Raw genomic sequence first — 26289 nt, forward strand, 5'->3', positions numbered from 1 at the left:
TCAGACCAACCTCAGGTGTCGATGCGAGTCGACGCCGACTGTGTCGGCAACGATTTCCATCGCCCTCTTCCACGACACGGCCATCTCGTCGAGTTGCTCACGCGGGTCCACCGCGCGGCCCCTGGAGGCACGCGCCATCTGAAACTGCACGCTCTTGGCACCGGATGCCACTTTGCGGAAATCTGGCGCAGCTTCGCCTGTCCCGGAGAAACCTGCAGTGTCCAAGAACTCGCTGGCGTCGGCGGCCAGCTCCGCGCTGGCCCCGCACTGACGAAGTAGCCCGAAGGACCAGAGGTGAAAGGCATCCATACCCGCCCCCTGCACCCATTCGAGGTCGTCGATCACCTTGCGTCCCAGCTCTCGCACGGGATTACCCACCGCTCGAACCGCTACATTCCGCCGAGCCACTTCGGCGATGTTTCCGGCGTTGGTCGCGTGAACCGGATTCAACCTGATCTGTTCGACGTAGGGCACGAACGAAGGAAGTGAGGAACGATCGAGATCGAAGACGCCGGAGAAATCGTCGCCTCGCAGCAAGTAGTACCCGCTGTTGTGAAAGTACTCGAGCTCGCCGGCAACGCGATCGATCCGATTGGGCACGATCGTGGTCTTGGTGTGCCCCTCGTGATAACTCGTTCCAAGAGTGTCGGGAAGCCAGTATCCGTCCACTTCAACCGTCGACAGCATCCCAACCGCGAGGTTGTCCTCGACGTGGATCAGCGGTGCCCGCCAGACGTTCATCTCGGCGACTTCGATTCCGTACAGCGCGTAGATGTCCTCGGCCTTGAGCTTGAGGAACGTCCACTGAGTCCCGTCGAACCGCGATGCGAAGGCACATGCCAATGCCGGGACGGGGTCCAATCCCAGCGAATGCAACACTTCGATCCACAGATCCGTGTAGCAGTTGGTCTGCGCCCACACGCGGTCGTCCTGGTGCAACGAATGGGGCCGGTAGCGATCAGGTGAAATGTCGATCAGCCGTGACATCAGATGCCCATTCGTTCACGAACGGAGGTTGGCCATGCAGCCACGTCAAGACCATGAGTCCGCAACAAGGACAACGCGATTCGCTCCATCCCGAAGCCGACGCACGAGCTGTGTGCCACCTCCCCCTCCGCCGTTCGGATGTCGAAGTTGATACCGAAATGGTCGAGATGGTTGTTCGAGGACACGATCGCCGTGCCCTCGTCGAGATCTCCGTAGAGCCGAACTGTCAGTTCCGTCTTGAGATTCTCTTCACGCTGGTTGGCTGCAAGCATCTTTCCGGCGCGCCCGAAGAAAGGATCATTGGCGATCACCGGGGTAGCGTCGAGTTCGAGCCGGCCGAGCACCTCGAGCCCCCGCTCGATCCAATGCTCGCGATGCGCTCGCGCTGCCGCGGCGTCACCGATCGTCACGAACTCGTGCATCCGAAACGCTTGCATGCGAGCCGGATCGATCGCCGGTTCGTGCCGGAAGCAAAAACCGTAGATGTCCAGCAGCACGCCGCCTTCGGGCAGAACTCCGGTGTACCGCGCATAGGCAGGATGGCACGCTGCGGACACGAGCATGGTCTCGGTCGGCTCGAGGTGGCGGTCCCACGATTGTCCGTCGGCGCGATCGGCCAGCAGTCGCGCGTGATCGCGATTGGAACCAGCGAAGGTGTTGATGGCGCCGGTGAGGTTGGGAAACGAAGCGATGTAGTCGGTGCGCTCGAAACTGCTCCGCGGGAACACCGGCGGGAACCGCAGCCGAGTCGCGGCGTCGCCTGGCCCCGCTGCAATCACCACTCGGTCGATACCGTCGACGATGTCCTCGAACACTCCGGAACGCCCGTAGAGTCCCGGCACCTCCGTCTCGACGAGAAGTCCTTCGACGAGCAGTTCACGTTGAAATGCAGCCCGGGCCCGATCCAGATCGGTCCCGCCTGTCACAGTCTCGGTCGTCACAGTCTCGTTCGTCATAGCGTTCCCCGGTATCCGATAGCCATGTGCGCTGAACCTGCCATGATTCGATCGTTGTTCACCATCACCGCTGCGCCGTGCGCGTCACGAAGGTGCCGACCGAGCGAGAATTCGGTGTCCTCGCGATATCCCGAGATTCCACAGATCAACATTGTCTGCCCCACGATTTCCACCACCGCTGTCGACGCTGTGACTTTCAGGTTGTTCATTGCGAGCGAAAATCCCACCGCTCCCGTCGCCTCGAAATCGGCAACGCCTTCCTCCGCGTGGACTGCGCGGTCGTACCTGCGTGCAGAGGCGCCGACGAGATCGGCGAATTGTTGTGCCGAAGCGGCAACTTCGGCGAGCCGCAGCGCTCCGGGGGAAGTGACCCCGGGCTGCTTGCGGGCGGCGGCACGCACGTACTTGCGCGCCTTCTCGACCGCAGCGTCGGCAATTCCCAACCACACCGAACTCCAGACGACGTGCGAGACCGGAAGCATCGTGTGGGTGGAGATATCGGAATACGGTACGCCGGCGACCATCTCCGGCGTCGAGGTGGCCCGAAGGATGTAACCGAGACTGCAAGTTCCCCTCAGCCCCAGCGTGTTCCACTCGGTGGTGCGTTCGAGCGTCAGGTCTGGGGTACGACACACCACGAGAACCTGATCGTTCGGCTGACTCTCCGGGGTTCGCCGAGCCGTCACGACTATCGCGTCGGAGTGTTCACCGTACGAAATGACAGGCGCGTTCTTGATCAACAGCAGGTGACCGCCCAAGTCTTCCACCGCGCAGTAACTCCGGCTGACGTCACCACCGATTCCCAGCTCAGTGGTTGCCGATGCCAACAGCAATTGCTTGTCGACCGTTTCTTCGACAAACTCGCGTAGTGCTTCGGTGTTGCCGTGCTTGACCAACGAGTATATCTGCGTCTGATGCATCGCGAAAATCATTCCGCTTGCTGCACAGCGTGTTCCGATCACACGGGCGATCTGCGACACTTCCTGCAGCGAGAGCCCTTCGCCGCCTAGTTCCCTCGGCACAGCTACGGACAGCAGCCGTTCGCTTCGCATGGCGTCGACAGCTTCACGCGGAAACCTTGCTTCTGCATCGACTTCGTCGGCCCACACCGCTGCAACTTCGTCGGCCAACCGTGCGGCCCGCTCGAGGGCCGTTCCGGTGGAGCACTGCGATTGCGGAGCGTTCATGCAGCACCCAACTCCGTCAACGCACCCTCGATCGCCTTGACGCTTGCGAAAGTACTCTTCCGCAACAACTCGTCAGGGAACTCGATGTCGAACGAATCCTCCAGCGCCAACATGACATTCACGCTCGCGTGCGACGTCAAACCCAACTCGTAAAGATCGGCCTCTCCGTCGATCGTGCTCACGTCGACTGCCAGCCGACCGTGCTCGACGAGCACTTTCCGAATTGCCTGATCAATCATCAGCGATGTCGTCCTTCTTTTCGATGCGAGCGCCCGAGCGTGTTGCGATCACCATTGCGATGGCCACGTCCGCTTCGTGCGAGATAGATACTTGAAAATCGTGCAGATCCTGGGCCCGCGCGAGTTCCGCGGCATTACCGGACAGCGTCACCCCACAGCCACCCCACTCGGCCCGAGTGATTTCGACGGAACTCCACGGAACGGGAACGTCACCAGGCCGCAGTACCTTCACCACCGCCTCTTTGGCGGCGAAACGTGCAGCCAATCGTTGATCCCGCGCCGGCCCGGCGCAGGTCTGCAATTCGTGCGGGGTGAAGGTCCGATCGAGATACCTCCGCCCGAAGAGTTCGATACTTCGAGTGACATCCACGACGTTCACTACGTCACAGCCGATCCGCGGGCCGATGTCGAGCATCGGCGTCGGCGCAGTGTCACCCATCTGTTGACTCCCCATCTGGGGTCGTACACGCCGGGCAGCCCCCTATGCTGCCCGGTGCGCCGACGCCGTCACCCTGCCCTGACAAACCTTCATTCTCAGCAATTCTTCAGCTACCGATAGAACATACCGCAATCCGAAGATTGACGGCAAGATCGGACTTTCAGATTCCCATCAATACTATAAACATACTCTTAGTTTGTTTCGAATGCAGAACAAAGAGAACAATGTCCCTACCAGGACATTTGCAGTAAATTGACCAAAGGAGCAGTGCGGAGAGCCAGTGATTTCAGTGATCACTGGCAAGGCGACGGGCCGCGAATTGCCTGAAGTACTCCACTTTCGATTCCGGGACCACGATCGGAAGTATCAGGTTCCACGATGCCTTCATAGAGTCCGAAAGCTCACGAACGGTCCCGGTCGCGGCTGCCATCAGCCGAACTCCCGACGCAACTTCCAACAGGAAACGAGCAATGTCAGCAGAATCCGCGTCCGAACGCAGATCACCTTCGTCGGCCGCACGGCTGGCAAGTTCACGGTAAATGTCGAGCCACACGTCCAGAGTCGCCGGCCCGGAGCCCCGATAGTCCCCGATCTCGACCAACAAGCGGAACGTAGCTCTAACCATGGCGTCATGCGCACCGATGTCGACGATGACCGACGAAATACCGATCAGTGACTCGAGCGCGGGAGTTCGACGGTCCAACCAGAGCTCACATTTTGCGTCGAAACGTGCCGAACCCTCGTCGATCACGGCCCGCGCGAGTTCTTCCTTGGACCCGAAATGGAAGTACAGGGCGCCTTTGGTCACCTGCGACTCGGCGATGATCTCGCTCAAGCTGGCATTGGCATAGCCCAGGCGCAAGAACACACCCGCTGCTCCGCGCAGCACCGAATCACGGGTGGCTTCTGCCCGCTCTTGCCTCACCATCGATCCGGCCTCCAATCACCACACATCGAACGAATTCTTGGTCTTACCCGTTCACAGCGTCAAAATGGATGGCACGGTTCGGCATTCAACCCACCCTGCAAACAAATGAGACATTTGCCCATCAAACGATCGTGATACAGCGAACACAGCTTAGACCGCGATCCATCTCTGCGCGGCAGGCGCGCCTGGTTAACCCTCCAATTGTGGATCGGCTTCCAGATTCGTCAGCCCATTCCAACACAAATTCACGAGGTGAGCGGCGACAACTTCCTTCGACGGAGTCCGTTCGTCGAGCCACCAAGTAGCCGTAGTGGACACCATGCCGACAAGCGCCTGTGCGTACATCGTTGCTAGTCCGGGGTCGAAACCGCGTCTGGAGAAGTCCCCCGCCAACAGGTAGCCCACCTGACTGATCGCATCGTTGAGCAAGCTCGAATATGTCCCACTGGGCGCGACAACGGACGAATCGCGCACGAGTATCCGAAATCCGTCGGTGTGCTCTTCCACGTAGGTGAGCAAAGCCAACGCAACCCGCTCGACTCGAACTCTCGAGCGATTTTGTGAGAGCGAAGACGTGATCATCTCGAGGAGTCGCGACATCTCCCGGTCCACTACGACGGCGTACAGCCCCTCCTTGCCGCCGAAGTGCTCGTACACGACAGGCTTGGACACGTTCGCGCGCTGGGCGATCTCCTCGATCGAGGTCGCTTCGTATCCCCGTTCGGCGAACAATGCCCGCCCGATCTCGATCAGCTGTTGCCGACGTTGGGTACCGGTCATCCGGATCCGTGTCACTCGTTCGGGAACTGGATCCCCGCCACCCGAACCGGACACCGTCGCCATTGTCTTCCTCTCGCCGACACACAAATCACTGCTGTGGACGCTCAGCCTATCGGGACTTCAGGGGCCCGATCGGAGGAGCGGTTCGACCTACGGCGGGTCGGCATGCGATTATTCTTTCGCGCGTTCGGCCGCAAGGCTCGGCAATGCGTGGCAATCCGCCGTGGTGTAATGGCAGCACCTCTGATTTTGGTTCAGATAGTTCAGGTTCGAGTCCTGGCGGCGGAGCTGGTGAACAACATGCTTTCCCGAGCGGAAATGTATGTCTTGATCGACAGTTTGATCGACAGTTTGATCGACAGAGGGAGCTCAAACCAGTGCAGACCGCCGTGATCGTTCTCGCAGCGGGTGCCGGTACACGAATGAAGTCGAAGACTCCCAAGGTCCTCCACACTCTCGCCGGACGCAGCATGCTGGCACATTCGCTTCACGCGGCAACCTCACTGAATCCCACGCACCTGGTGACCGTCGTCGGTCACGATCGTGAGCGTGTCACCGAAGCCGTGAACGCAGTCGCCGGGGAACTGGACCGTTCCGTCACCGTCGCCGTTCAGGACGAGCAGAAGGGCACCGGGCACGCTGTCAGTTGTGGGCTCGAGGGGTTGCCGGCCGACTTCTCCGGGACCGTACTCGTCACAGCCGCCGACGTGCCTCTGCTCGACGGCAAGACCATCGCAGACCTCCTCGCCCAGCACACGGCTGCTCCCGCGGCCGCGGTGACGGTGTTGACATCGACGGCCGTCGACCCCACCGGCTACGGGCGAATCCTTCGTACGACGGACGGCGAGGTGAACGCCATAGTCGAGGAGAAGGAAGCCACCGATTCGCAGCGCTCGATCACCGAAGTCAATTCAGGGGTCTACGCCTTCGACTTCGAAACTCTGCGCGACGCGCTGGCGTCCCTCGACTCCAACAACGCACAACACGAGTTCTATCTCACCGATGTGATCATGATCGCCCGTCGCGCGGGCAAGCGTGTTCGTGCTCAGCACATCGCGGATTCGGTTCTCGTCGCGGGCGCCAACGATCGCGTGCAGCTCTCGACGCTCGCCCGCGAGATGAACCGTCGGATCCTCGAGAAGTGGATGCGTGCCGGCGTCACCGTCGTCGATCCTGCGAGCACATGGATAGATTGCGACGTGCACGTCGCACAGGACGTGACGCTCCTGCCCGGAGTTCAGTTGACCGGCACGACCTCGGTGGGCGAAGACGCCGTGATCGGCCCGGATACCACCTTGGACAACGTGACCGTCGGTGAGCGCGCAGTCGTCGTCCGCTCGCACGGGACCGACTCCGTTGTCGGCGCGGACGCGGCTGTGGGCCCCTTCGCCTATCTCCGGCCTGGTACCCGCCTCGGGGCACACGGCAAGATCGGCGCCTACGTGGAAACCAAGAACGCGGATATCGGCGAGCATTCGAAGATTCCGCATCTTACCTACGTCGGCGACGCCACCATCGGCCATCACAGCAATATCGGAGCTTCGAGCGTCTTCGTCAATTACGACGGGGTGAACAAGAGCCGTACTGTGGTGGGGTCGCATGTCCGAACAGGCTCCGACACCATGTTCGTCGCCCCTCTCGTCGTGGGAGACGGCGCATACACGGGTGCGGGCACGGTCTTGAAGAACGACGTACCGCCTGGGGCGCTCGCCGTCTCGGGTGGGGTGCAGCGCAACATCGAGGGCTGGGTCCAGAAGAATCGTCCCGGCACACCCGCGGCCGATGCCGCTGCAGCAGCTGCACAACCTGACGGCCCTGCAACAACCTGACAGCCCTGCAACAACCTGACAGCCCTGCACAACAGACAGCACAGATCACCACCAGATCGACCGGCAAGTACAAAAGGATGGCATGAACCAGTGACTGCGAATTGGATCGACAACCAGAAGAACCTGATGTTGTTCTCGGGTCGCGCACATCCCGAGTTGGCGGAGCAGGTGGCGAAGGAACTCGATATCCGCGTCACCCCGCAGACCGCGCGCGACTTCGCGAACGGTGAGATCTTCGTTCGATTCGAAGAGTCGGTTCGCGGCTCCGATGCGTTCGTCCTGCAGAGTCATCCGGCACCGCTGAACACGTGGGTGATGGAGCAGCTCATCATGATCGACGCTCTCAAGCGTGGATCGGCAAAGCGCATCACCGCCGTTCTTCCGTTCTACCCGTACGCCCGCCAGGACAAGAAGCATCGCGGACGCGAGCCGATCTCCGCTCGCCTGATTGCCGACCTGCTCAAGACCGCCGGCGCCGATCGCATCATCACGGTCGACCTGCATACCGATCAGATCCAGGGCTTTTTCGACGGCCCCGTCGATCACATGCACGCACACAGCCAGTTGGCCAACCACATTCGCGCGGGCTACAACCTCGAGAACATCACGGTGGTGTCCCCCGACTCGGGCCGCGTTCGTGTCGCCGAGAAGTGGGCCGACTCGCTCGGCGGAGCACCGCTGGCATTCATTCACAAGACGCGCGACCCGTTGGTACCCAACCAGGTCAAGTCCAACCGCGTCGTCGGTGAGGTCGAAGGTCGCACCTGCATCCTGATCGACGACATGATCGACACCGGCGGAACCATCGCCGGCGCGGTCAAGGTGCTCAAGGAGGCCGGTGCAGGTGACGTCGTCATCGCTGCAACCCACGGCGTCCTCTCCGACCCTGCGGCCGAGCGTCTGTCGACGTGTGGCGCGAAGGAAGTTGTTGTCACCAACACACTTCCGATCGACGAGTCGAAGAAGTTCCCGACGCTGACGGTGCTGTCCATCGCACCGCTGCTCGCTCGCACCATCAAGGAAGTTTTCGAGAACGGTTCTGTGACTTCGTTGTTCAACGGCAGCGCCTAGTCTCGCGCCGCACTACGGGCGCGTACCTGTGACTTCACGGTCACCGGTACGCGCCCGTCGTCGTCTTCGTGAAGGTCTCAGAAACAGACCACCCGGTCATCATGAAACCACCTGTGGGACACACGAATACCGCCGAATGCGACGATTGACATGATCTTGATCACGCTACCGTCGAGAAACCCAGGTCGATGTTGGGGTGGTGTTCACCGCGCCGCAATCTTCGCCTAGTGTGGCTCGTCGTGATCGACGCGCAAACCCTGGAATCCCGGCCCGAATCTCATTCCCTGAATTCATCAGTTCCGACGATCCGGCGGTGGCGCCCAGGATCTTGTGTCTGGTGCGGAGACGACAACTCCGTGGACATGTTCCGCAACGAACCCCGCTGCGGAAAATGCCGTGAAAACGAAGGCATCATCGACGACGCCAAGCGCTTCCTCGGCATGTACGGTCTGCGCCCGCTCGGCGGCACGCTGCAGTCCGACGACGACGAAGAGCGCGAGTACCGCGTCAACGCACGCGAGGCCCGCCGAGTCCTGAACGAGATCCGTATGGACGTCCTTCCTGATGCGGCCGCTGTTCGCAAGGCAATTCGGCCCCGCGCCGCAACGGTTGTCGCCGACACGTCACCCGCACGCGCTTCCCGCCCCGCCAGCACGGGCACAGCGACGCGTGTTGCCGCTCCGGTCAAGACCGACACCGTGGACATCGACACGCTCCAGACGCGCGTCCTAGGGCTTCTCGATCAGCTCGGTTCGATCGACGAGCAGATCAAGGTCGCCGAACTCGCACAAGGGTTGCCGGCTCGCGCACGACTGAGCGATCTGAACAAGCAGAAGGCCACGGTTCTTCGCACGCTGGCCGCTCTCGAGAAGGCCCGCATCGCCGCCTCCAACTAATTCCCCTCGCGTCCGTCCCACGGCCCCGTCTCACTTGCGAGACGGGGCCGTTCTGTATGAGCAGGTACCTTTACGAATCGTGAATGACATCACCATCACTTTCGTCGTGCTTGCACTGGTCGTGGCGCTGTTCGTGATCGGCCGAATCCCGGTCGGCATCATCGCGATCGGCACTGCCCTGGCGCTGTACGCCACCGGTGTGATCACGATGGAGCAGGCGCTCGCCGGATTCGGCGATCCCACGGTGGTGTTCATCGCCGCGCTTTTTGTCGTCAGCGAAGCCCTCGACGCCACCGGTGTCACCACGTGGGCGGGCGAGAAACTGCTGGCGAAAGTCGGCGAATCCCGAGTCCGTCTCGTGAGTGCGATCATGTTGCTGGTTGCCGCGTTGACCGCATTGATCAGCGTCAACGGGGCCGTAGCCGCGTTGGTACCGATGGTGGTCGTCTTGGCGGTACGTCTCGGTAAATCGACGTCACAACTGCTTCTGCCGTTGGCATTTGCCGCCCATGCCGGATCGATGCTCACCTTGACCGGAACACCGGTCAACATCATCGTTTCCGAAGCCGCCGAGGAATCCGGGGCCGGTGCTTTCGGGTTCTTCAGTTTCACCTTGGTCGGTGCGCCGCTCGTATTGGGAACGATTGCGATCGCCGTACTTCTCGGTCCTCACGTCCTCCCCCATCGTGCTGGGACGTCGATGTCGCCTGACCTGAGCCGGCATGCCAAGACCCTCGCGAAGCAGTATCAGCTCATGGGAAAGGATGCGCCGTCCGCAGAGCCCTTGATCACCAAGCACGACGGCGTGGTCGAAGTGATCATCCCGCCGCGCTCGGAAATGATCGGCGACAGGGCTTTTCCGGGCATGGTGACCGACAGTGGAGATCTGGTGATACTCGCAGTCCAGCGCGCCGGTGAGGACTGCGGCCCCAAGGGCGTCAAGTTGGCGGCCGGTGACACGCTTCTCCTGCAAGGAAGCTGGGACGATCTCGACACCCACACCGCCGTCGATCCGAACGTCCTCGTGGTCGACGCACCTGCCCAGATCCGTAAGCAGGCAGCCCCGTTGGGAACCCGCGCGGTCATCGCTCTCGTCGTCGTCGCGGCGATGGTAGTGATGCTGACGTTCGGATTGGTGCCGTCCGCGATAGCCGGACTCCTCGCGGCATGTGCGATGGTGCTGCTACGAGTCATCAGCGTCGAGCAGGCGCATCGGTCCATCTCGTGGACCACGTTGATTCTCGTCGGCGGAATGATCCCGCTGTCGACCGCAATCCAGCAGACCGGCGCGGCCGAAAAGCTCGCGCATGCGTTTGTCGACGTCGTCGGTGGGGCAAGCCCGTATGTCGTCGTCGCGGGACTCTTCGTCGTGACGGCGACTCTGGGCCAGCTGATCAGCAACACTGCAACCGCGTTGATCATCACGCCGATCGCGATCTCGGTCGCCATCGAACTCGACATCTCGGTGCTGCCCCTTCTGATGACGGTCACCGTCTCTGCCGCGGCCTCCTTCCTGACACCTGTAGCCACTCCCGCGAACATGATGGTGATGGGCCCTGGTGGTTACAAGTTCGGCGACTACTGGAAGCTCGGACTCCCGATGTTGTTGTGGTTCCTGATAGTTGCAACGGTATTGATCCCAGTGATCTGGAGTTTCTGATGTGCTCACCGAAGGTCTTGTCGGAGGTCTACGAATCAATCGGACGCGAGGGCAGGAAGATCAGCCGTCGATCGATGTTCGCGGCGCTGGGCACCGGTGCCCTCGGCGCGACCGTCATGGCCGGCGCTGTACAGCCCGCTGCGTCGGCAACGCCATCGGGTCGGACCATCGTCGATCTGACACACGTACTGACGCCGGATTTCCCGGTGTGGCCGGGCGCGCGCTCGTTCGAGATGAGGAACCTGGCGAAGATCGCCGACGCCGGCGGGTCTCTGGGCTCGCTCGGCTCCGCCGGGTCAGGTGGAAAGTTCTACCTCAACGAACTCCGCCTCGAGGAACACACTGGTACTCACATCGACGCGCCCGCACACGCCAGTGCGGACGGGATCACCGTCGAGAAGATTCCGGTTGCCGACCTCGTCGTACCGATTGCGGTCGTCGACATCAGCGCCCGCGCCGCCGTCGACCCCGACACACTGCTCACCCGCCAGGACATCCTCGATTGGGAGTCCCTCCACGGGACCATCGCTCCCCGCAGCCTGGTTGCGATGAACTCGGGTTGGGATACCCGGGCCGGTGCCGGTGGCGCCTTCACGAATCGAGATGCACTCGGCGTGCAACACACACCGGGATTCAACCCCGAGGCGATCGACTTTCTCGTCCGCGAGCGCAACATAGTCGCCGTGGGCTCTGACACCCTCAGCATCGACGCGGGCCGAAGCACCACCCACGGGGCTCACCGAAGCGCTTTGGGCTCAGGAAAGTACGCAGTCGAAGCCCTTGCAAACCTGTCCGCACTTCCGGCCGTCGGCGCCACGGTGATGGTGGGAGCGCCGACGCATGCGGGTGGTTCGGGTGGTCCGTGCCGGGTCATCGCCTGGTACTGAAGATCAGGGCGTAGGCGTCACCCGCAGCACCGTGTCGCCGGCGCCGTTGTCGGTGGTCACCAGGAGCGAGCCGTCGGGCGTCGGGGTCACCGACCGCAAGCGACCGAACTGGTTCTCCAACCCGAAGGTCTGCGCGTCGACCGAGCGTCCGTCGGCACTCAGGCGGAGGAAGATCAGTTCCTTGCTCTTGAGGCCACCCATTACGAGCGCACCGTCCCAGGCACCCCATGCAGCTCCACCGGTGAAGGCAGCGCTGGCGGTAGCCAACGTCGAGCTACCCGAACGCCACACCGCCGCAATCGCTCCCGGCACTCGCACGGGATCGGTCATCGGCACGGATTCGTCGTACGTTCCGGGAAGCCGATCCGGGCGGTAGCCGTAATTTCCGCCGGGGGTAAGCAGGTTGACTTCGTCGTCGACGCTTGTGCCCTGTTCAACCGAGTACACCCGGCCGGTTCCGGGTTGCACGGCCAAGCCTTGGACGTTGCGGTGCCCGAGCGTGTAGACCGGGCTGGAAGCATTCGGATTCCCCGCCGCCGGAGTTCCGTCGGCGTTGATGTGCAAGACCTTGCCGCCCAGCGAATTCGGATCCTGGGGGACGCTCGGCGTCGCGGTGTCACCCGTCCCGACGAACAGCGTTCCGTCCTGCGCCGCAAGAATTCGGCAACCCCCGTGACGCCCGGACGAGACCGGGATTCCTGGCAATACGGTTCCGGTTCGCGTGAGTGCGGTCCATCCGGCGTCGACGGTCCACGCGATCACTCGAACGTCCGTGACTCCCCCAGCACTGAATCCTTGGCAGGTGTACAGGGTGCGCGACTGAGCGAAGTCGCGAGCAAGCGCGATGCCCATGAGCCCGGTTTCGGACTGCGCGTAGAGATCCGAAAGGTCAGCAGCGACTGGACCTGTCGTGTTGTCGCCTCGGCGAACGAAGAATCCGCCGGATCGTTGTCCGGTCAGGATTGCACCGTCCGGGGCCGCCACCACGTCCCAGGGGGTGGTCGAGTCCGTCGACCAGTGTGGTGACCGACAACTGCGGGAGGGTGTCCTCGATGGGTATGTCCGGGTCGTCGCTCCCCAACGATCCGGTGCTTCCGTTGCCGAAACTGCCGGGGTCGAAGGGGAATGGTTGAGCCACGCTCTGCGTTACCGGCATCACCAGTACTGCAGTCAGGGCCACGGTCAATGCGGCGAGCTTCGGATGACGCACGCGTTCTCCTCGGGTCGGAAACCGTTCTGCGCCTCACTATAAACAGACAAACACCATTTTTCGGGCCCTCTCGCTATACCCGCAGGCCACAGGAGAAACGAAACCCCTTCAGAAGTCGGCAAACTCCGGCAAAGCGTTCGCCAGCGGGGATGCGTTACGTCTTGATGCAGATCGTGCCTTCCGCCAGCCGGGCACACTCCAGTCCAGGAGGTATTCGAGATCCGCTTCCACTCCCCTGTCCCGAAGTCCGAAACGTCGTTCCAGCGCATCGTCGTCCGTCAAATGCAGTCTCGCCGCGTCGGGCACTCTCAGTTCGGGGTCACAGAATGGGCCTACGGGCGCGGTAACCGTTCGTCGTCCTGACGGATCTTTCCACTCCAGAAGACCACCTCCGATTTGCTTCACTGTCCACCTGCCAAACGTCTTCAGTCGGTGATGTTTTCGACACAGACAGGCCAAGTTCCGTTCTGCAGTAGGCCCTCCCTGAGCGGGGTTGCCGTGATCGAACGGCACCGTGTGATCGATATCGCAACTATCAGAACGCACAACACAATTCGGAAAGCGGCACGTACCGTCTCGCGTCCTTACAATCGTCACCAACGCCGCGGACGGCTGGTACGTGGATTCACCGCGCCGCGAACCACTGTTCCTTCTCGAGCGATTATCCCTTGCCGCAGCGGGCAATATCTCCGGTGAGCGCATCGACCGACCCACGCCGAGCACCGGTCCGACTGCCCCCGCAGTCGAACAATGTTGCACCTCGGACGGTGCAAGGGTGAGGACTCTCTGCCACGTGGCGTCCGCGGCGATCGCGCGCGCATGGTCGGCATCGATGTGGCCGTACCCCTGCAAATAGCCTGGCAGGTCGTCGAATCCGAGCAGGGTGGAGGCGTTGACACCCACAAGAATTGTCGCAATCGGGAGCGCGGAGGTCTTCGTATCATCCCTACGGGTGCAATCGCCGTCGCACTGACAATCCAACGACGTCTTTCCTTCCGCCAATGCGATCAGTGCATCGGCACGCCGTTGCCCGAAAGTTCTCGGATCGGAACCACAGACCTGCATCGACATCGCACGGAGCCTCGTGGCCAAAGTCTGAGCGCCGACCGCTGGAAGCATTCCGTCCAGAGTCGACATACCGTCGTGCGACGCGCACGTCCGAACGTCCCGATCCGCCTCCGCACGAACTCGCCTGGCACGCACCCCATCAGGGTCGTGCCGAGCAATGAGACCTCGTGCGCGCGCCTTCAACTTGTTACCGGTTACACGGCAGGCACCGTCCACGAGGAGTCGCTCGATGTCATCGAGCGCGTGCTCGGAGACGTTGGCGAGAGCTTCGGACAGCGCCATCGCTTTGGCCAGATCGATGTCACCGCAAGCAAATGCGGCCGCCACCCGCGGAAGTCGCCAGCGCAGGTCACATCCCAGTGCAATCATTTTCTGCGCGGCGTACTCCGTAATGCTCAGTATCGACGCGATCTCCACGTGCGCGAATTGACCCCGAAAAGCCTCATTGACTCCAACCGCGGCATCCTCCTCACAACGGTCCAAGTACAGCGCAGTGACCGCGTCGATCTCGAGGAAGTGGGCGCGCGCGATTTCCGCATGCTGCCGAAACAGCGCGTCCGCGGAAGTCTTCGATTCGAACATATGAGCGATTCTACGGGCGCCCACCGACAAGTTTTTGCGAAATCCCGGGGTATTCACCGATACCTTTTGCGCTCCGATGTCACTACGTTCAATCGCATGACTCAGCATCCGACACGAGATCAACCGTACTTCGGCATAGCGATATTCGAGTTGGGGAAGAATGACGGGGTCGGGTGCTTCCACCGAGAGGACTGTTATCTCATCTGGGCTGGCGACCCCGCTGAGGCGCAGTCAAAATTCGAGCGCAAGGCCGGCGAGCAGGAGTATCCGCTCGGCGCGAGCGATGACCAGTCCTATGTAAAACTCGCGCATCTCGTGGATCTTGCGCCGGTGTCGGACGCTGTCCATACCGGCACCGCAGATCTCTACTCTCGACACTTCTCAAATATTGCCGCCTACAGAACTTTTGAGACACTTCTAGGGGGAGACAGCATCCTCTGACAAGCGCCCACTTCACGCCCGCTGCGCACACAACAGCGCAAAGCGCTGATCCCGATCCGTCCACACCTTCCGCACCCCGAAGCCCGCGGACGCGAGTTCCGCGGCAATCCCCTCCTCGGTGAACTTCGCCGAGATCTCGGTGCGCAGCTGCTCGCCCGCTGCGAAGGTGATCTCCAGATCCAGGTCGTCGATGTGCACCGAGACTTCACGAAGTGCTTCCAGGCGCATCTCGATCCACTCGTTCTCGGCATCCCAGAGCGCGACGTGACGGAAGTCCTCCAAGGGAAAGTTCGCTCCCAGTTGCTTGTTCAGGACCGAGAGAACATTGAGATTGAACTGAGCAGTCACACCGGCAGCGTCGTCGTAGGCGGGCACGAGGACTGCGGGATCGATCACCAATCCCACGCCCAGGATCAGGTTCTCACCGGGATCGAGCACCGCTGCAATGCCCGAGAGGAACTCGGCGCGTTCTGCCGGAACGAGATTGCCGAGAGTTCCACCGAGAAACGCGACCGCCCGCCGTCCACCACCTGGCAGATGATGCAGCGAACCGGTGAAGTCACTGACCACCCCGACCACATCGATGCCGGGGAATTCGGCACCGACTTGCTGCGCCGCGCCTTCCAGTACTGTCACCGAAACATCCTGCGGTACATACGTTCGCAGAGTTCCACGAGCAGTCATTGCATCGAGCAGCAACCGCGTCTTCTCCGAGGAACCGGAACCCAGTTCGATCAGGATCTCAGGATCGGTGAACGCAGCGATCTCGTCGGCGTACCGAGCGAGCAGGCCGCGTTCGGTACGGGTGGGGTAATACTCGGGTAAGGCCGTGATCTCCTCGAACAGTTCACTTCCACGCGCGTCGTAGAACCATTTGGGCGAGAGCCACTTCGGCGTAGCGGTCAAGCCCTCCCTGGCCTCGGCTCGCAATGCGTCGACCGATTCGGCCGGTGTCAGATAAACCTCGAGCGTAGGGGTTTTCATTGTTCTCCCATCGGTATCGGGGTGATGATCAAATGGCCGGGACGCGCGCAGACGATGTGCCGGTCCGGCACCTGCTCCCAGTCCGGTGAACGATCGGACGGTTCGGAAACGATCAGTGCCCGCGACTCGTCGACCCGCGTGTACAACGTGTGGCCCCACGCCGTGGCCCACAGTTCCTGCCCGTCGCCGAACAGGAGGTTCAATCGTGAATCCGGTGCCGCCGCAGCCACATCGTGAACGAGGCTCGTCACGGCGGCTTCCGCGGGCTTCGACTTCAACCGATGCCGAAGCACTGTCCACAACAAGGCAGCATCCGTCGGCGCGGGCATCTTCAGCAATTCGACGGCCGGAACTTCTGCTGCCAAGTCGGCGAGTGAGCCAGGCCAACCGGATACCGCTCCGTTGTGGCTGAAAGCGTAGGTTCCGTCGACGAACGGTGCGCAGGCACCGATCTCGACGGCCATCCCCTCCGTCGCGGAACGTACGGCGGCGAGAACGGATCCGGAAACGATGTGGGACAACGTCTCGTCGACTGTCGGGTCCGACCAGATCGGCGAGATACTGCGGTACCGTCCCTGCCTTCCACCGTTCCACCACACCGCGCCGAATCCGTCGGCATTGATGGTCCCGCCGCCACGCATCTCGCGAGGTGCCCACGACTGTCGCATCAGTGAGTTCTCGCCGTCGTGGAGGAGTTCACGAACCGAACGCGGCGGCCCGAGATACCCGAGGTGCCGACACATGTCAGGATCTACCCGAAATCGTTCTGGCGCAGCGAAAACCCGAGAAGATCTGGCGCCTGATCGGGTGGTCCCAGTTGCGGAACGTCCCCCGGCAGGCAACGCTGTCGGTCCCGAACGATCCCCCTCGCAACACTTTGTAGTCGCCGCCGAAGAACACCTCCGAGTACTCCCGGTAGGGGAAGGCCCGGAAACCCGGATACGGATGGAAACCCGAAGACGTCCACTCCCACACGTCACCGATCAACTGCTCGACACCTGCTGCCGATGCACCCGCCGGGTACGAGCCGACGCCGGCGGGACCGAGATGGCGCTGACCGAGATTGGCAAGTTTCTCGTCTGCGGACACGTCCCCCCACGGGAATCGTCGCGATCTTCCGGATTCCGGATCCCACCGCGCGGCCTTTTCCCATTCCGCCTCGGTGGGAAGCCGTTTGCCTGCCCAGCACGCGTAGGCCTCGGCTTCGTAGAAGCTCACATGCACGACGGGCTTGTCCGGTGGGACCGGAGCCTCGACGCCGAAAGTCTCGTGCCACCAACCCGAACTGTCGCGTTCCCAGAACAGTGGTGCACGGAGCTTCGCGTCGACGCGATGCCGCCAACCGTCTCGAGACCACAGTTCCGGTCGGGAATAGCCGCCGTCCTCGATGAATTCGACGAACTGCCCATTGGTGACCGGGAATCTGTCGATCGCGAAGTCGGTGAGATAGACCTGATGCGCAGTGCGCTCGTTGTCGAGTGCCCACGGTTCGTCGTCGGTCCCCATGACGAAGGGGCCGGCGGGGATCGTGACCTCGTCGAGTTCCGGCATGCGGGCCGCTTGCGGAGCGGGTGTGGCAACGAGTGCCGTGGGTCCCGAACGCAATTGGTGTGTTGCGAGCATGGTTTCGGCGTGTTGCTGCTCGTGCTGCGCGATCATCCCGAAGGCAAAACCGTCCATGTCGAGTTCTGTGCGTCCGAAGGTGCTGGCTTCGAGCACATCCCAGACCTTCCCGCGAACCGTACGTACGTATTCGCGCGCCTCGGCCGGGTTGAGCAGGGGAAGTGTGGGTCTCGACGATCTCGAATGCTTGAACGCGTCGTACAGCTCGTCTATGTCGCTACGCACCGGATCGCGGCCACCGACATCTCGCACCAGCCAGAGTTCCTCTTGATTGCCGATATGCGCCAGGTCCCACACGAGTGGACTCATCAACGGAGAATGCTGAGCGACCAATTCGGTATCGTCGACGCAGTCGGTGAGTAGCGTCGACCGTTCACGCGCTCGCAGAAGTACGGCCTCGACCGCTTCCTTGGTGATCTCCCCCGTCATGTGTCGCTCTCACCGGGCACAATTGCGCGACAACACCGTTCGGCTGCGGCATCGAGAAGACGGACAAACTGCGGCTCCGGCGCGTACGACGCGGCAAGCGACATCAGAGAGGTTGCCGCCGAACGCAGTTCGACGTCGTCCAAACCGTACTCTGCCGCATCCCGCCATCTCCCGGCCGTCGACGCTGCGGCATCACTCGCCTCACGCATCACGGCAGGCCCGGACAGCAACGCGTCGATCGCTGCTACCGGTACTCGCCACAGATCTCCCGGCTGCGCATCGATGTAGCGAACCTCCAGATGGCCGACAGCGCGAACCGGCGGGAACAGCGTGGACAGGTGATAGTCCAAGTCCGCCCAGACGGGTCGGCGTCCGATCTCGGCATCCACAGCGCCGTCTATCCAGTCCCCGAAAGTGGCACCCCGCGGAGCCGTCCAATCGTCGCCCTCGTTTCGCACACACATCAGCGGAACATCGAGCGCCCAGCCGGCGTAGTCCTGCACTTCCGGGACTGCGACCGTTCGCCAGGAATCGAGTTCGAGCCACGTCCGCATGCGTTGGGACGCCCAATCCCCTCTCGGAACCCCTTGCAAGCGTGGAGAACACGCAAACGCAGCGATGAGCGCCGGCCCCATGTCCCCGAGGAGCCGCCAACGCTGGGCAATGGACTCCGGGCTGCCGCCGGCATCGACACTGACCTGCACTGCTGCTGTATTGCACATCATCAAGGTGCCGTACGGTCCTATCCCGGCGAAGCGGGATTCCATTGCGCAATAACGTGGCAACCGGAGAATCCGGGAAGGTGGTCGGGCGACGTCGGCCGCGGCAGAACTGATTTCGATGGAGTACGACGCGAGGAGTGTTTCGAGAGTACGACGGTCTTCGTCGAGACAGTCACACAGTTCTCGGGCGGACGTCCGCGGCGCTGACGAGAGTTCGATCTGTCCGCCAGGTTCTACGGTGACGAGGCTGCCACGAGGAAGCGGAACCGCTGGTGAATCCGGGTCGATACTGGTGGGTGCGTGTCGCCCGAGTGCCTTTGCCAGAGTCGCTGCTGACGGCCGCTCCCCACCGGGAACCTGGCTGGTCAGCCACTCGAGCTCAGCTCCGACCAAACGGGGTGGCCCCTGTTTGAAGCACACACCACCGACGTAGGCCTCGGCCGCAGGACGTGAATCCACCTGCGTGGTCTGTGCTGCTGTCAACGCTGCTGTCACCATTCGACTTCCCCTTCGGGCGGTCTTCGCGGTCGCTACCGACGATAGAACGCCAACGTCCGAGATGCACCCTTTGTGGTGTTACGTGTCGTTGAATTTCTTCAGTCGTATCCACCGGTACCCACAACCGGCCAGAACCACACCTGCCCCGGAAACAACCGCGATCCACGGAAGTGTGACCACCAGAACGACACAACCAGCCGCGCCGACCGCTTGCAGCCACTTCGGATACAACCGGTCCACACCCCGTTGGCTGTACGCACTCACGTTCGCGACGAAGTAGTAGAGCAGCACTCCGAACGACGAAAAGCCGATCACCCCACGAAGATCGGTCGTCGAGACCAAGACAATCACAACGGCACCGACCACAAGTTCCGCATGGTGAGGGACCCCGAACCGTGGATGGACTGCAGCGAGGGCCACTGGCAGATCGCGCTCGCGGGCCATCGCCATTGCCGTACGGCTCACCCCCGCGATCAGAGCCAGCAGCGCCCCCGCCGACGCCGCCGCGGCACCGATCACCACTACGGGAACCGCCCAGTTCCACCCGGCCGTGCCCACTGCATCGGCCAGTGGTCGCGCCGAATTCGCCAGCCGATCAGGTCCCAGCGTCACCAACAGCACCACCGCTACCAGCGCATAGAGGATGACGGCGACGGTGAGTGCGATCAGGATCGCCCGCGGAATCGTTCGACGCGGATCACGCACTTCCTCCCCCAGCGTCGCGATCCTGGCGTACCCGGCGAAGGCAAAGAACAGCAGTCCCGCCGATTGCAGAATTCCGTACCACGACCCGAATGCGAGATCCGGGAACTCGCGCACCGCACCAGGACCGACGACGGCAACCACCAGCGCTACACACAGCGCCGTCGTCGACACGGCGACGATCACCCTGGCCATGTGCGCCGTCCGCGTGACTCCGCGGTAGTTGACTGCAACCAGCGCTGCCACCACCAATACCGCGACGGGGACACGCCAGGCCGTAGGCGCAACATACGTCGCGAAAGTCAGAGCCATTGCCGCGCAGCTCGCGGTCTTCCCGATCACGAACGACCAGCCGGCGGCAAACCCCCACCAGGGTCCGAGCTGCTCACGTCCGTAGACGTAGGTCCCACCTGAAGTGGGGTATCTGGCCGCAAGCTGCGCCGACGACGTCGCGTTGCAGAATGCGATGAACGCTGCAATCGCCAGGCCCACAAGCAACCCGGTACCGGCTACTGCGGCAGCGGGCGCGAACACCACGAAGACTCCGGCGCCGATCATCGCGCCGAGGCCGATCACCACGGCATCGGCCGTGCCCAGTCTTCGCTCCATCGGGACAGCTTCGTTCACAGGTAGTTTGAACCACACCGACATGAACGGAAGGTGCCATGTTCGATCTCGACACGATCCGCCGCGACACTCCCGGATGCCTTGACAAGGTGTTCCTCGACAGCGCGGGATCCTCGCTCCCGCCCGAGCCGGTGCCGGCCACGATGATCGAGCACCTGCGACGTGAAGCCGACGTCGGCGGATACGTCGCAGCTGCTCGTCAGAGCGGCGCCCTCGCTGCTGTTCCCCATTCGCTGGCCCGGGTCATCGGTGCTCAGGCAACCGATATCGCTTTGACGGACAGCGCGACCCGCGCGTGGAACGACTTCCTCGCTGCCGTTCCGCTCGGACCCGGTGATCGAATTCTCATCAGCGGAGTCGAATACGCGAGCAACGCCATCGCTGCACTGGGGCGGGCGCGTTCGACCGGTGCCCACGTCGAGATCATCCCGAGCGATCAGTACGGACGCATCGACCTCGACGCACTCGAGAACATGCTCGACGATCGTGTTCGCGTCGTCTCCGTCGTCCACGTCCCCACCAACGGCGGCCTGATCAACCCCGTCCGCGAGGTCGTCGAACTCGCGAGGGCCCACGGCTCGCTCGTTCTGCTCGACGCATGCCAGTCCGTCGGCCAATTGCCCATCGACGTCACCGAACTCGGCGTCGACGCCCTCAGCGCAACCGGCCGCAAGTGGCTCCGCGGGCCACGCGGAACCGGATTCCTGTACGTCCGCCCCGGACTCGTCGACGCACTCGAACCCGCTGCGATGGACCTGCACGGAGCGGAATGGACCGGCGAGAACAGCTTCGTACCCGCACCGGACGCAACACGATTCGAGCTCTGGGAAACGAGTGTCGCTGCGCGCCTGGGTCTCGGCGTCGCCGCCGACTATCTGCTCTCGATCGGCACCGACACGGCGTGGGAGCAGATCGAATCCCGAGCAGTCACGCTGAGGGAAGGTCTGGCAGCGATTTCCGGAGTCGAAGTCCGCGATCGAGGAACCCATCTGAGCGGCATCGTTTCCTTCACCGTCGACGGTATTTCCGAGCACCTGGTTCGGGATCAGCTTGCAGCACAGAACATCACCGTCACCGTCAGCGGTCGCGGGTCCACCCTCCTCGACATGGATGCCCGCGGGCTCGATGCCGTGGTTCGCGCATCGCCGCACTACTTCGTCGACGAAGCCGACCTGGACACATTTCTGGGCGCGGTCAGGGGATTACAAACCTCCCGTTGACCGGGACCATGCCTGATCTGCGGAAGTCGAAACTGCAACTGTGGGGTGATCAGCAGTTTCGCCTTCCGAGAGGACTATTCGCATGGCCGACCCCACCGTCAGACCGATCTCCGCTGCCGACATCACCACCTGGGACTACGAGGCCGACGTCGTCGTCGCGGGATACGGCATCGCCGGCGTCACCGCTGCGATCGAAGCAGCGCGTGCCGGCGCCGAGGTGCTCGTCCTGGAGCGGACGGGCGGTTGGGGCGGAGCCGCGTCACTGGCTGGTGGATTCATCTACCTGGGCGGTGGAACGCCGTTGCAGAAGGCGTGCGGGTTCGAGGACTCGGTCGAGAACATGAAGACGTTCATGAAGGCAGCGCTCGGCCCCGGAACCGACGATACGAAGATCGACGCGTACTGCGAGGGCAGCGTCGATCACTACAACTGGCTCGTCGACGCCGGGGTCCCGTTCAAGGAATCGTTCTGGGGTCAGCCCGGCTGGGAACCGCCGTACGACGACGGCCTCATGTACTCGGGAGGCGAGAACGCCGCGCCGTTCAACACCCTCGTCGATCCCGCGCCCCGCGGACACGTTCCGCAGATGTCCGAGAAGAACACCGGCGAGAAGGGCGGCGGCTACATGCTGATGAAGCCACTCGTCGAGACGGCCGAAAAGCTCGGCGTCCGAGCAGAATACGATCTGCGCGTCCAAACTGTGGTGGTAGACGGCGATCGGGTTGTCGGCGTCGTCGCCAAGCGCTACGGCAAGGATGTCGCGATTCGTGCCCGCAAAGGCGTAGTGCTGGCGATGGGCAGCTTCGCGTACAACAACGAGATGGTGCGCTCGAACGCACCGCGCATCTTCGGCCACCCGGCGGCCTCCATCGAGGCGCACGACGGCCGCGCAATCCAGATCGGTCAGGCACTCGGCGCCGACACCGCACACATGGACGCCACCGAGGTCGCGTTCTTCTGCGACCCGCAGTTGATGGTGCGCGGCATTCTTGTCAACGGCCGCGGTCAGCGATACATCCCCGAGGACACCTACCCCGGCCGCGTCGGCCAGGCAACGCTGTTCCAGCAGGACAACCAGGCATTCCTCGTGATCGACGAAGCTGCGTACGAGGAAGGCATGAATGCCGAATCGTCCAGTGCACAGTTGCGGGCGCAGCCGAGCTGGGTGGCGGAGACCGTCGAGGAACTCGAAGGCGAGATGGGATTGCCCGCCGGATCGCTGCAATCCACCGTCGACCTCTACAACCGGCACGCGGCTGAAGGTTCGGATCCGGTGCTCGGCAAGAAGTCCGAGTGGGTGAAGCCGATCGTCGGCCCGTTCGCGGCAATCGATCTCCGTGGCCGCACAGGCGGATTCACGCTGGGAGGATTGAAGACCACCGTCGATTCCGAGGTTCTGCACGTCTCGGGTGCGCCGATCCCCGGACTTTTCGCAGCGGGTCGCTGCACGTCCGGTGTCTGTGCGGGCGGTTACGCCAGCGGGACAAGTCTCGGCGACGGCAGCTTCTTCGGACGTCGTGCCGGAATCAGCGCGGCGCGCTAGATCACCACAACTCGCACGCCCTCGGCAAAGCGGTACGGCTGAGTCTGCAGGACCGCGCCGAGGTGTTTCCTCAGTCTGGACACCTCGGCGCGCACTGCCACGACATGCTCGCGATCACCGAAGAGCACTTCGCTCAGGCCTGCGGCATCCACACCTGCCGAACCGACGGCTGCCAGTGCCCGCAAGATCTGGGCGTGACGCGGCGAAAGCGCGCGCGTCCAGTTGGCGTCACCACGCACCGTCACCTGCGGCGATGCGCCGAGGGCCAGCTCCAGCTCGATCAACGGCCCGCCGACGCCGGTGCACAACAGCCAACCGTCTCCGAGCGGCTCAGGCAGACACATCCCCAGACCTGGCACGATGACGGGCTTTCCCGCACTGGGTGCTGCCACGCGGTCGGGCGCGGCAATCCCGCTGGCGCCGGCCACCCAGCCGTATTCGTCGACCACCAATGCCGGACCTGTTCCTGCCGCGAACAGCGGTGCCGCCCGCGAGCGCAGGCGCTCGAGCGAAGCCGCGTGCTCGCGCCACAGCGTCGCCTCCGCGAGGCGAACCGCGGTGCGCACCAGCGCGACGGTGGTGGGATGCACCGAAGCTGCGGATCCACTGATGTCCACCACGCCCAGGATCTCGCCCGTCCGTGGGTCGTGCACGGGCGAGCCGGTACACGACCAATTGTGATGCGTGGGCGCATAGTGCTCGGCCGAGAAGAGTTGCACCGCAGAGTCTTCGATCAGCGCGGTACCTATCGCGTTGGTCCCCACCGACTGCTCCGACCAGCGTGCGCCTTCCGCGAACCCGAGAGCGTCCGCCGCACGTTTGACGGTCTTCGCCCCTTCGCGCCAGAGCAGGACACCGTCGGCGTCGGCAACGACCACGATGAAGCCCGCGTCCTCGGCGACCTCGGTGAGCGTGGTTCGCAGTTCGGGCAGAACGCTTCGCAGCGCGGTACGCGAACGCCTCGCCTCCAACTCGGAGAAATCGGCAACAGTAGACGCACCGCAGTGATCCGGCGTGAGCCCGCCGGCGGCCACCCTCGACCACGACCGCGCCACGACGGTCCGCGGCTGCGCCGGTGGTTCCTGGCCGGAGAGAACTGCGTCGTGCACCCGACTGAGTAGGCGAGCATGCTGCGACAGGTCGGTACCCGGCACGACGGCACCGAGCCGACTGCCTTCGGGAGCGTTCCCCACGATGGTCACTCCGTCAGGCTACCGCTTTCGATGTGACGCGAACCACGTCCACACGGCCAGGTCCCCACCACCTGCGATTAGCGGCCGGGAGCAAACTCCGGTAACGTATCCAAAGTTGTCTCGGCGAGGGTGAATCGCAGCAGTTCCACACGTTGCAGGTTTACCGTGATTGACGCGGCTACGGCTCAGCTCGAGCGTTTCGCTCCTGGCCGTGTGCGCGCCTGTCCGCCTTGCCGCAGGCAAAACCACACGTCAGTAAACCGAGCACGAACCCCGTGAGTTGTAGGAGCCGTTTCATCATGTCTGAAGAAAACAACCTCGTCGCCGTCGTCCGCACCGAATTCGGCAAGGGCGCAGCTCGCCGCGCACGTCGTGACGGCCAGGTCCCCACGGTTCTGTACGGCCACGGTGAAGATCCCCGCCACCTCAATGTGCCGGCTCGCGACTTCGCCGCCATCCTCCGTGCACACGGCACCAACGCCATCCTCACCCTCGACATCGAGGGCACGGAGCAGGTTGCACTGACCAAGTCGGTCGTCGTGCACCCCATCCGCAACTACATCGAGCACGCCGACCTCCTCGTCATCAAGAAGGGCGAGAAGGTCACGATCGACGTGAACGTCATCGTCGTCGGCGATGCTGCTGCAGGCACGATGGTCGCGCAGGACGCATCCACGATCTCCATCGAGGCCGACGCGCTTCACATCCCCGAGCAGATCGAGGTTTCGGTCGAGGGTCTCGAGATCGGAACCCAGATCCTGGCCAGCCAGCTCGAACTGCCCAAGGGCTCGACCCTGCAGGCTGACGCCGACACCCTGATCGTCAACGTCGTTGCTGCACCCACCGAGGCAGACCTCGAAGAGGGCGCAGAAGCTCCCGCCGCCGACGAGGCTGCAGAAGAGGCCTGATCCTCTCGGTTCCAACAGAACTCACTGCGCGCGGCGCGTCATTCCGATTCGGAGTGACGCGCCGTTCGTGCGTAGCAGGAAAAATCAAGCCAGAAAGTAGCGTCCGTTGAGCACAGATACCGCCCTCGTCATCGGCCTGGGTAATCCCGGCCCCCAGTACGAGAAGACCCGGCACAACGTCGGCTTCATGGTCGCCGGCACCCTTGCCGGGCGCATGGGCGGAAAGTTCAACGTACACAAGAAGAGTGGTGCCGAAATCGTCGAAGGTCGCCTCGCCGGCCGGCGCGTGATTCTCGGAAAACCACGCTCGTACATGAATCTCTCGGGTGGCGCTGTCGCCGGTCTCGCACGGTTCTTCTCGGTCGACGCCGCGAACATCATCGTCGTCCACGACGAACTGGATCTCGATTTCGGGACGATCAGACTCAAACTCGGCGGCGGCGAAGGCGGCCACAACGGCCTGCGGTCCATTTCGAGTTCGTTGACCACCAAGGACTACCTGCGCACGCGCGTCGGGATCGGTCGTCCGCCGGGCCGCATGGACCCGGCGGACTACGTTCTCAAGCCGTTCTCGTCCACGGAGCGAAAAGAACTCGATCTCGTATGCGAAGAGGCTGCGGATGCAGTGGAGCTACTGCTCGAACTCGGGTTGGAAGCCGCACAGAACCGCCTGCACTGAC

At 62.8% G+C, this 26289-nt stretch carries 24 protein-coding genes, 1 tRNA gene and 1 pseudogene; 11 read left to right on the forward strand and 15 right to left on the reverse strand.

The window, feature by feature from the left end; genetic code table 11:
* The 7 genes from M0639_RS20935 to M0639_RS20965 all read right to left on the reverse strand — a co-directional run bounded on the left by M0639_RS20935 (position 1) and on the right by M0639_RS20965 (position 5579).
* Positions 1 to 987, reverse strand: a complete 987-nt coding sequence (locus M0639_RS20935) for a DUF1839 family protein (RefSeq protein WP_064074058.1) — start codon at positions 985 to 987, stop codon at positions 1 to 3.
* The gene (locus M0639_RS20940; RefSeq protein ID WP_064074057.1) at positions 987 to 1943 is read right to left on the reverse strand and encodes an amino acid--[acyl-carrier-protein] ligase; all 957 of its coding nucleotides are present in this window, start codon (positions 1941 to 1943) and stop codon (positions 987 to 989) included. The genes M0639_RS20935 and M0639_RS20940 overlap by 1 nt, the downstream gene beginning before the upstream one ends.
* Positions 1940 to 3130, reverse strand: a complete 1191-nt coding sequence (locus M0639_RS20945; protein WP_003946288.1) for an acyl-CoA dehydrogenase family protein — start codon at positions 3128 to 3130, stop codon at positions 1940 to 1942. The genes M0639_RS20940 and M0639_RS20945 overlap by 4 nt, the downstream gene beginning before the upstream one ends.
* Complete coding sequence (locus tag M0639_RS20950; RefSeq protein WP_003946296.1) at positions 3127 to 3369, reverse strand: acyl carrier protein; 243 nt, start codon at positions 3367 to 3369, stop codon at positions 3127 to 3129. The genes M0639_RS20945 and M0639_RS20950 overlap by 4 nt, the downstream gene beginning before the upstream one ends.
* Entirely contained in the window at positions 3362 to 3808 is a 447-nt protein-coding gene (locus M0639_RS20955) for a holo-ACP synthase (protein ID WP_064074056.1), read from the reverse strand. Before M0639_RS20955 ends, M0639_RS20950 begins: the two co-directional genes overlap by 8 nt.
* 286 nt (positions 3809 to 4094) lie before the next feature.
* On the reverse strand, positions 4095 to 4736 hold the full coding sequence (locus M0639_RS20960) for a ScbR family autoregulator-binding transcription factor (RefSeq protein WP_003946317.1): 642 nt from the start codon (positions 4734 to 4736) through the stop codon (positions 4095 to 4097).
* 189 nt (positions 4737 to 4925) lie between these two features.
* Complete coding sequence (locus M0639_RS20965; protein ID WP_003946303.1) at positions 4926 to 5579, reverse strand: TetR/AcrR family transcriptional regulator; 654 nt, start codon at positions 5577 to 5579, stop codon at positions 4926 to 4928.
* Positions 5580 to 5733: 154 nt separating this feature from the next.
* On the opposite strand from M0639_RS20965, the gene M0639_RS20970 reads away from it, so the two are divergent.
* The 6 genes from M0639_RS20970 to M0639_RS20995 all read left to right on the forward strand — a co-directional run bounded on the left by M0639_RS20970 (position 5734) and on the right by M0639_RS20995 (position 11859).
* A tRNA-Gln gene (locus M0639_RS20970) sits at positions 5734 to 5804 on the forward strand.
* 89 nt (positions 5805 to 5893) lie between these two features.
* On the forward strand, positions 5894 to 7345 hold the full coding sequence (gene glmU, locus M0639_RS20975) for a bifunctional UDP-N-acetylglucosamine diphosphorylase/glucosamine-1-phosphate N-acetyltransferase GlmU (RefSeq protein ID WP_076948394.1): 1452 nt from the start codon (positions 5894 to 5896) through the stop codon (positions 7343 to 7345).
* Between the two features lie 90 nt (positions 7346 to 7435).
* A complete protein-coding gene (locus M0639_RS20980; RefSeq protein ID WP_003946284.1) occupies positions 7436 to 8416 on the forward strand; it encodes a ribose-phosphate diphosphokinase in 981 nt (326 codons plus the stop codon).
* Between the two features lie 239 nt (positions 8417 to 8655).
* The gene (locus M0639_RS20985; RefSeq protein WP_030536285.1) at positions 8656 to 9312 is read left to right on the forward strand and encodes a hypothetical protein; all 657 of its coding nucleotides are present in this window, start codon (positions 8656 to 8658) and stop codon (positions 9310 to 9312) included.
* Positions 9313 to 9391: 79 nt separating this feature from the next.
* Entirely contained in the window at positions 9392 to 10972 is a 1581-nt protein-coding gene (locus M0639_RS20990) for an SLC13 family permease (protein WP_064074055.1), read from the forward strand.
* Complete coding sequence (locus tag M0639_RS20995) at positions 10972 to 11859, forward strand: cyclase family protein (protein WP_064074054.1); 888 nt, start codon at positions 10972 to 10974, stop codon at positions 11857 to 11859. Before M0639_RS20990 ends, M0639_RS20995 begins: the two co-directional genes overlap by 1 nt.
* A gap of 3 nt (positions 11860 to 11862) precedes the next feature.
* On the opposite strand, the pseudogene M0639_RS21000 reads toward M0639_RS20995, so the two are convergent.
* Positions 11863 to 13069, reverse strand: a pseudogene (locus M0639_RS21000) (PQQ-dependent sugar dehydrogenase).
* A gap of 108 nt (positions 13070 to 13177) precedes the next feature.
* Positions 13178 to 14719, reverse strand: a complete 1542-nt coding sequence (locus tag M0639_RS21005) for an HNH endonuclease signature motif containing protein (RefSeq protein ID WP_054188781.1) — start codon at positions 14717 to 14719, stop codon at positions 13178 to 13180.
* A gap of 96 nt (positions 14720 to 14815) precedes the next feature.
* Here M0639_RS21005 and M0639_RS21010 point away from each other — a divergent pair, with 96 nt between their 5' ends.
* Positions 14816 to 15160 carry a hypothetical protein gene (locus M0639_RS21010; RefSeq protein WP_042921056.1) on the forward strand — a complete coding sequence of 115 codons (345 nt, stop codon included), beginning with the start codon at positions 14816 to 14818 and terminating at the stop codon, positions 15158 to 15160.
* Between the two features lie 12 nt (positions 15161 to 15172).
* Here the strand turns inward: M0639_RS21010 and egtD are convergent, their stop codons facing one another.
* From egtD to M0639_RS21035, 5 genes are all read right to left on the reverse strand, one after another.
* Positions 15173 to 16144: an L-histidine N(alpha)-methyltransferase gene (gene egtD / locus M0639_RS21015; protein WP_064074053.1), complete on the reverse strand. Its 972-nt coding sequence runs from the start codon at positions 16142 to 16144 to the stop codon at positions 15173 to 15175.
* Positions 16141 to 16887: an ergothioneine biosynthesis protein EgtC gene (egtC, locus tag M0639_RS21020; RefSeq protein ID WP_007728904.1), complete on the reverse strand. Its 747-nt coding sequence runs from the start codon at positions 16885 to 16887 to the stop codon at positions 16141 to 16143. Before egtC ends, egtD begins: the two co-directional genes overlap by 4 nt.
* Before the next feature lies 1 nt (position 16888).
* Entirely contained in the window at positions 16889 to 18196 is a 1308-nt protein-coding gene (egtB, locus tag M0639_RS21025; RefSeq protein WP_042920949.1) for an ergothioneine biosynthesis protein EgtB, read from the reverse strand.
* On the reverse strand, positions 18193 to 19416 hold the full coding sequence (gene egtA / locus M0639_RS21030; protein WP_054826087.1) for an ergothioneine biosynthesis glutamate--cysteine ligase EgtA: 1224 nt from the start codon (positions 19414 to 19416) through the stop codon (positions 18193 to 18195). Before egtA ends, egtB begins: the two co-directional genes overlap by 4 nt.
* Before the next feature lie 78 nt (positions 19417 to 19494).
* Positions 19495 to 20769: an APC family permease gene (locus M0639_RS21035; protein WP_064074052.1), complete on the reverse strand. Its 1275-nt coding sequence runs from the start codon at positions 20767 to 20769 to the stop codon at positions 19495 to 19497.
* A gap of 14 nt (positions 20770 to 20783) precedes the next feature.
* Between M0639_RS21035 and M0639_RS21040 the strand changes: the two genes are divergently transcribed.
* Complete coding sequence (locus tag M0639_RS21040) at positions 20784 to 21965, forward strand: aminotransferase class V-fold PLP-dependent enzyme (protein ID WP_047270291.1); 1182 nt, start codon at positions 20784 to 20786, stop codon at positions 21963 to 21965.
* Positions 21966 to 22047: 82 nt separating this feature from the next.
* Entirely contained in the window at positions 22048 to 23508 is a 1461-nt protein-coding gene (locus M0639_RS21045) for an FAD-dependent oxidoreductase (protein ID WP_007728916.1), read from the forward strand.
* Here the strand turns inward: M0639_RS21045 and M0639_RS21050 are convergent.
* A complete protein-coding gene (locus M0639_RS21050; protein WP_231915158.1) occupies positions 23505 to 24710 on the reverse strand; it encodes a GAF domain-containing protein in 1206 nt (401 codons plus the stop codon). The two genes, M0639_RS21045 and M0639_RS21050, sit on opposite strands and share 4 nt — an antisense overlap.
* A 290-nt stretch (positions 24711 to 25000) precedes the next feature.
* Between M0639_RS21050 and M0639_RS21055 the strand changes: the two genes are divergently transcribed.
* On the forward strand, positions 25001 to 25609 hold the full coding sequence (locus M0639_RS21055) for a 50S ribosomal protein L25/general stress protein Ctc (RefSeq protein WP_003946242.1): 609 nt from the start codon (positions 25001 to 25003) through the stop codon (positions 25607 to 25609).
* A gap of 106 nt (positions 25610 to 25715) precedes the next feature.
* Positions 25716 to 26288, forward strand: a complete 573-nt coding sequence (gene pth / locus M0639_RS21060; protein ID WP_003946229.1) for an aminoacyl-tRNA hydrolase — start codon at positions 25716 to 25718, stop codon at positions 26286 to 26288.
* Position 26289: the final 1 nt, after the last annotated feature.

Origin of the sequence: Rhodococcus qingshengii JCM 15477 (assembly GCF_023221595.1) — a bacterium.
Taxonomy (GTDB): domain Bacteria; phylum Actinomycetota; class Actinomycetes; order Mycobacteriales; family Mycobacteriaceae; genus Rhodococcus_F; species Rhodococcus_F qingshengii.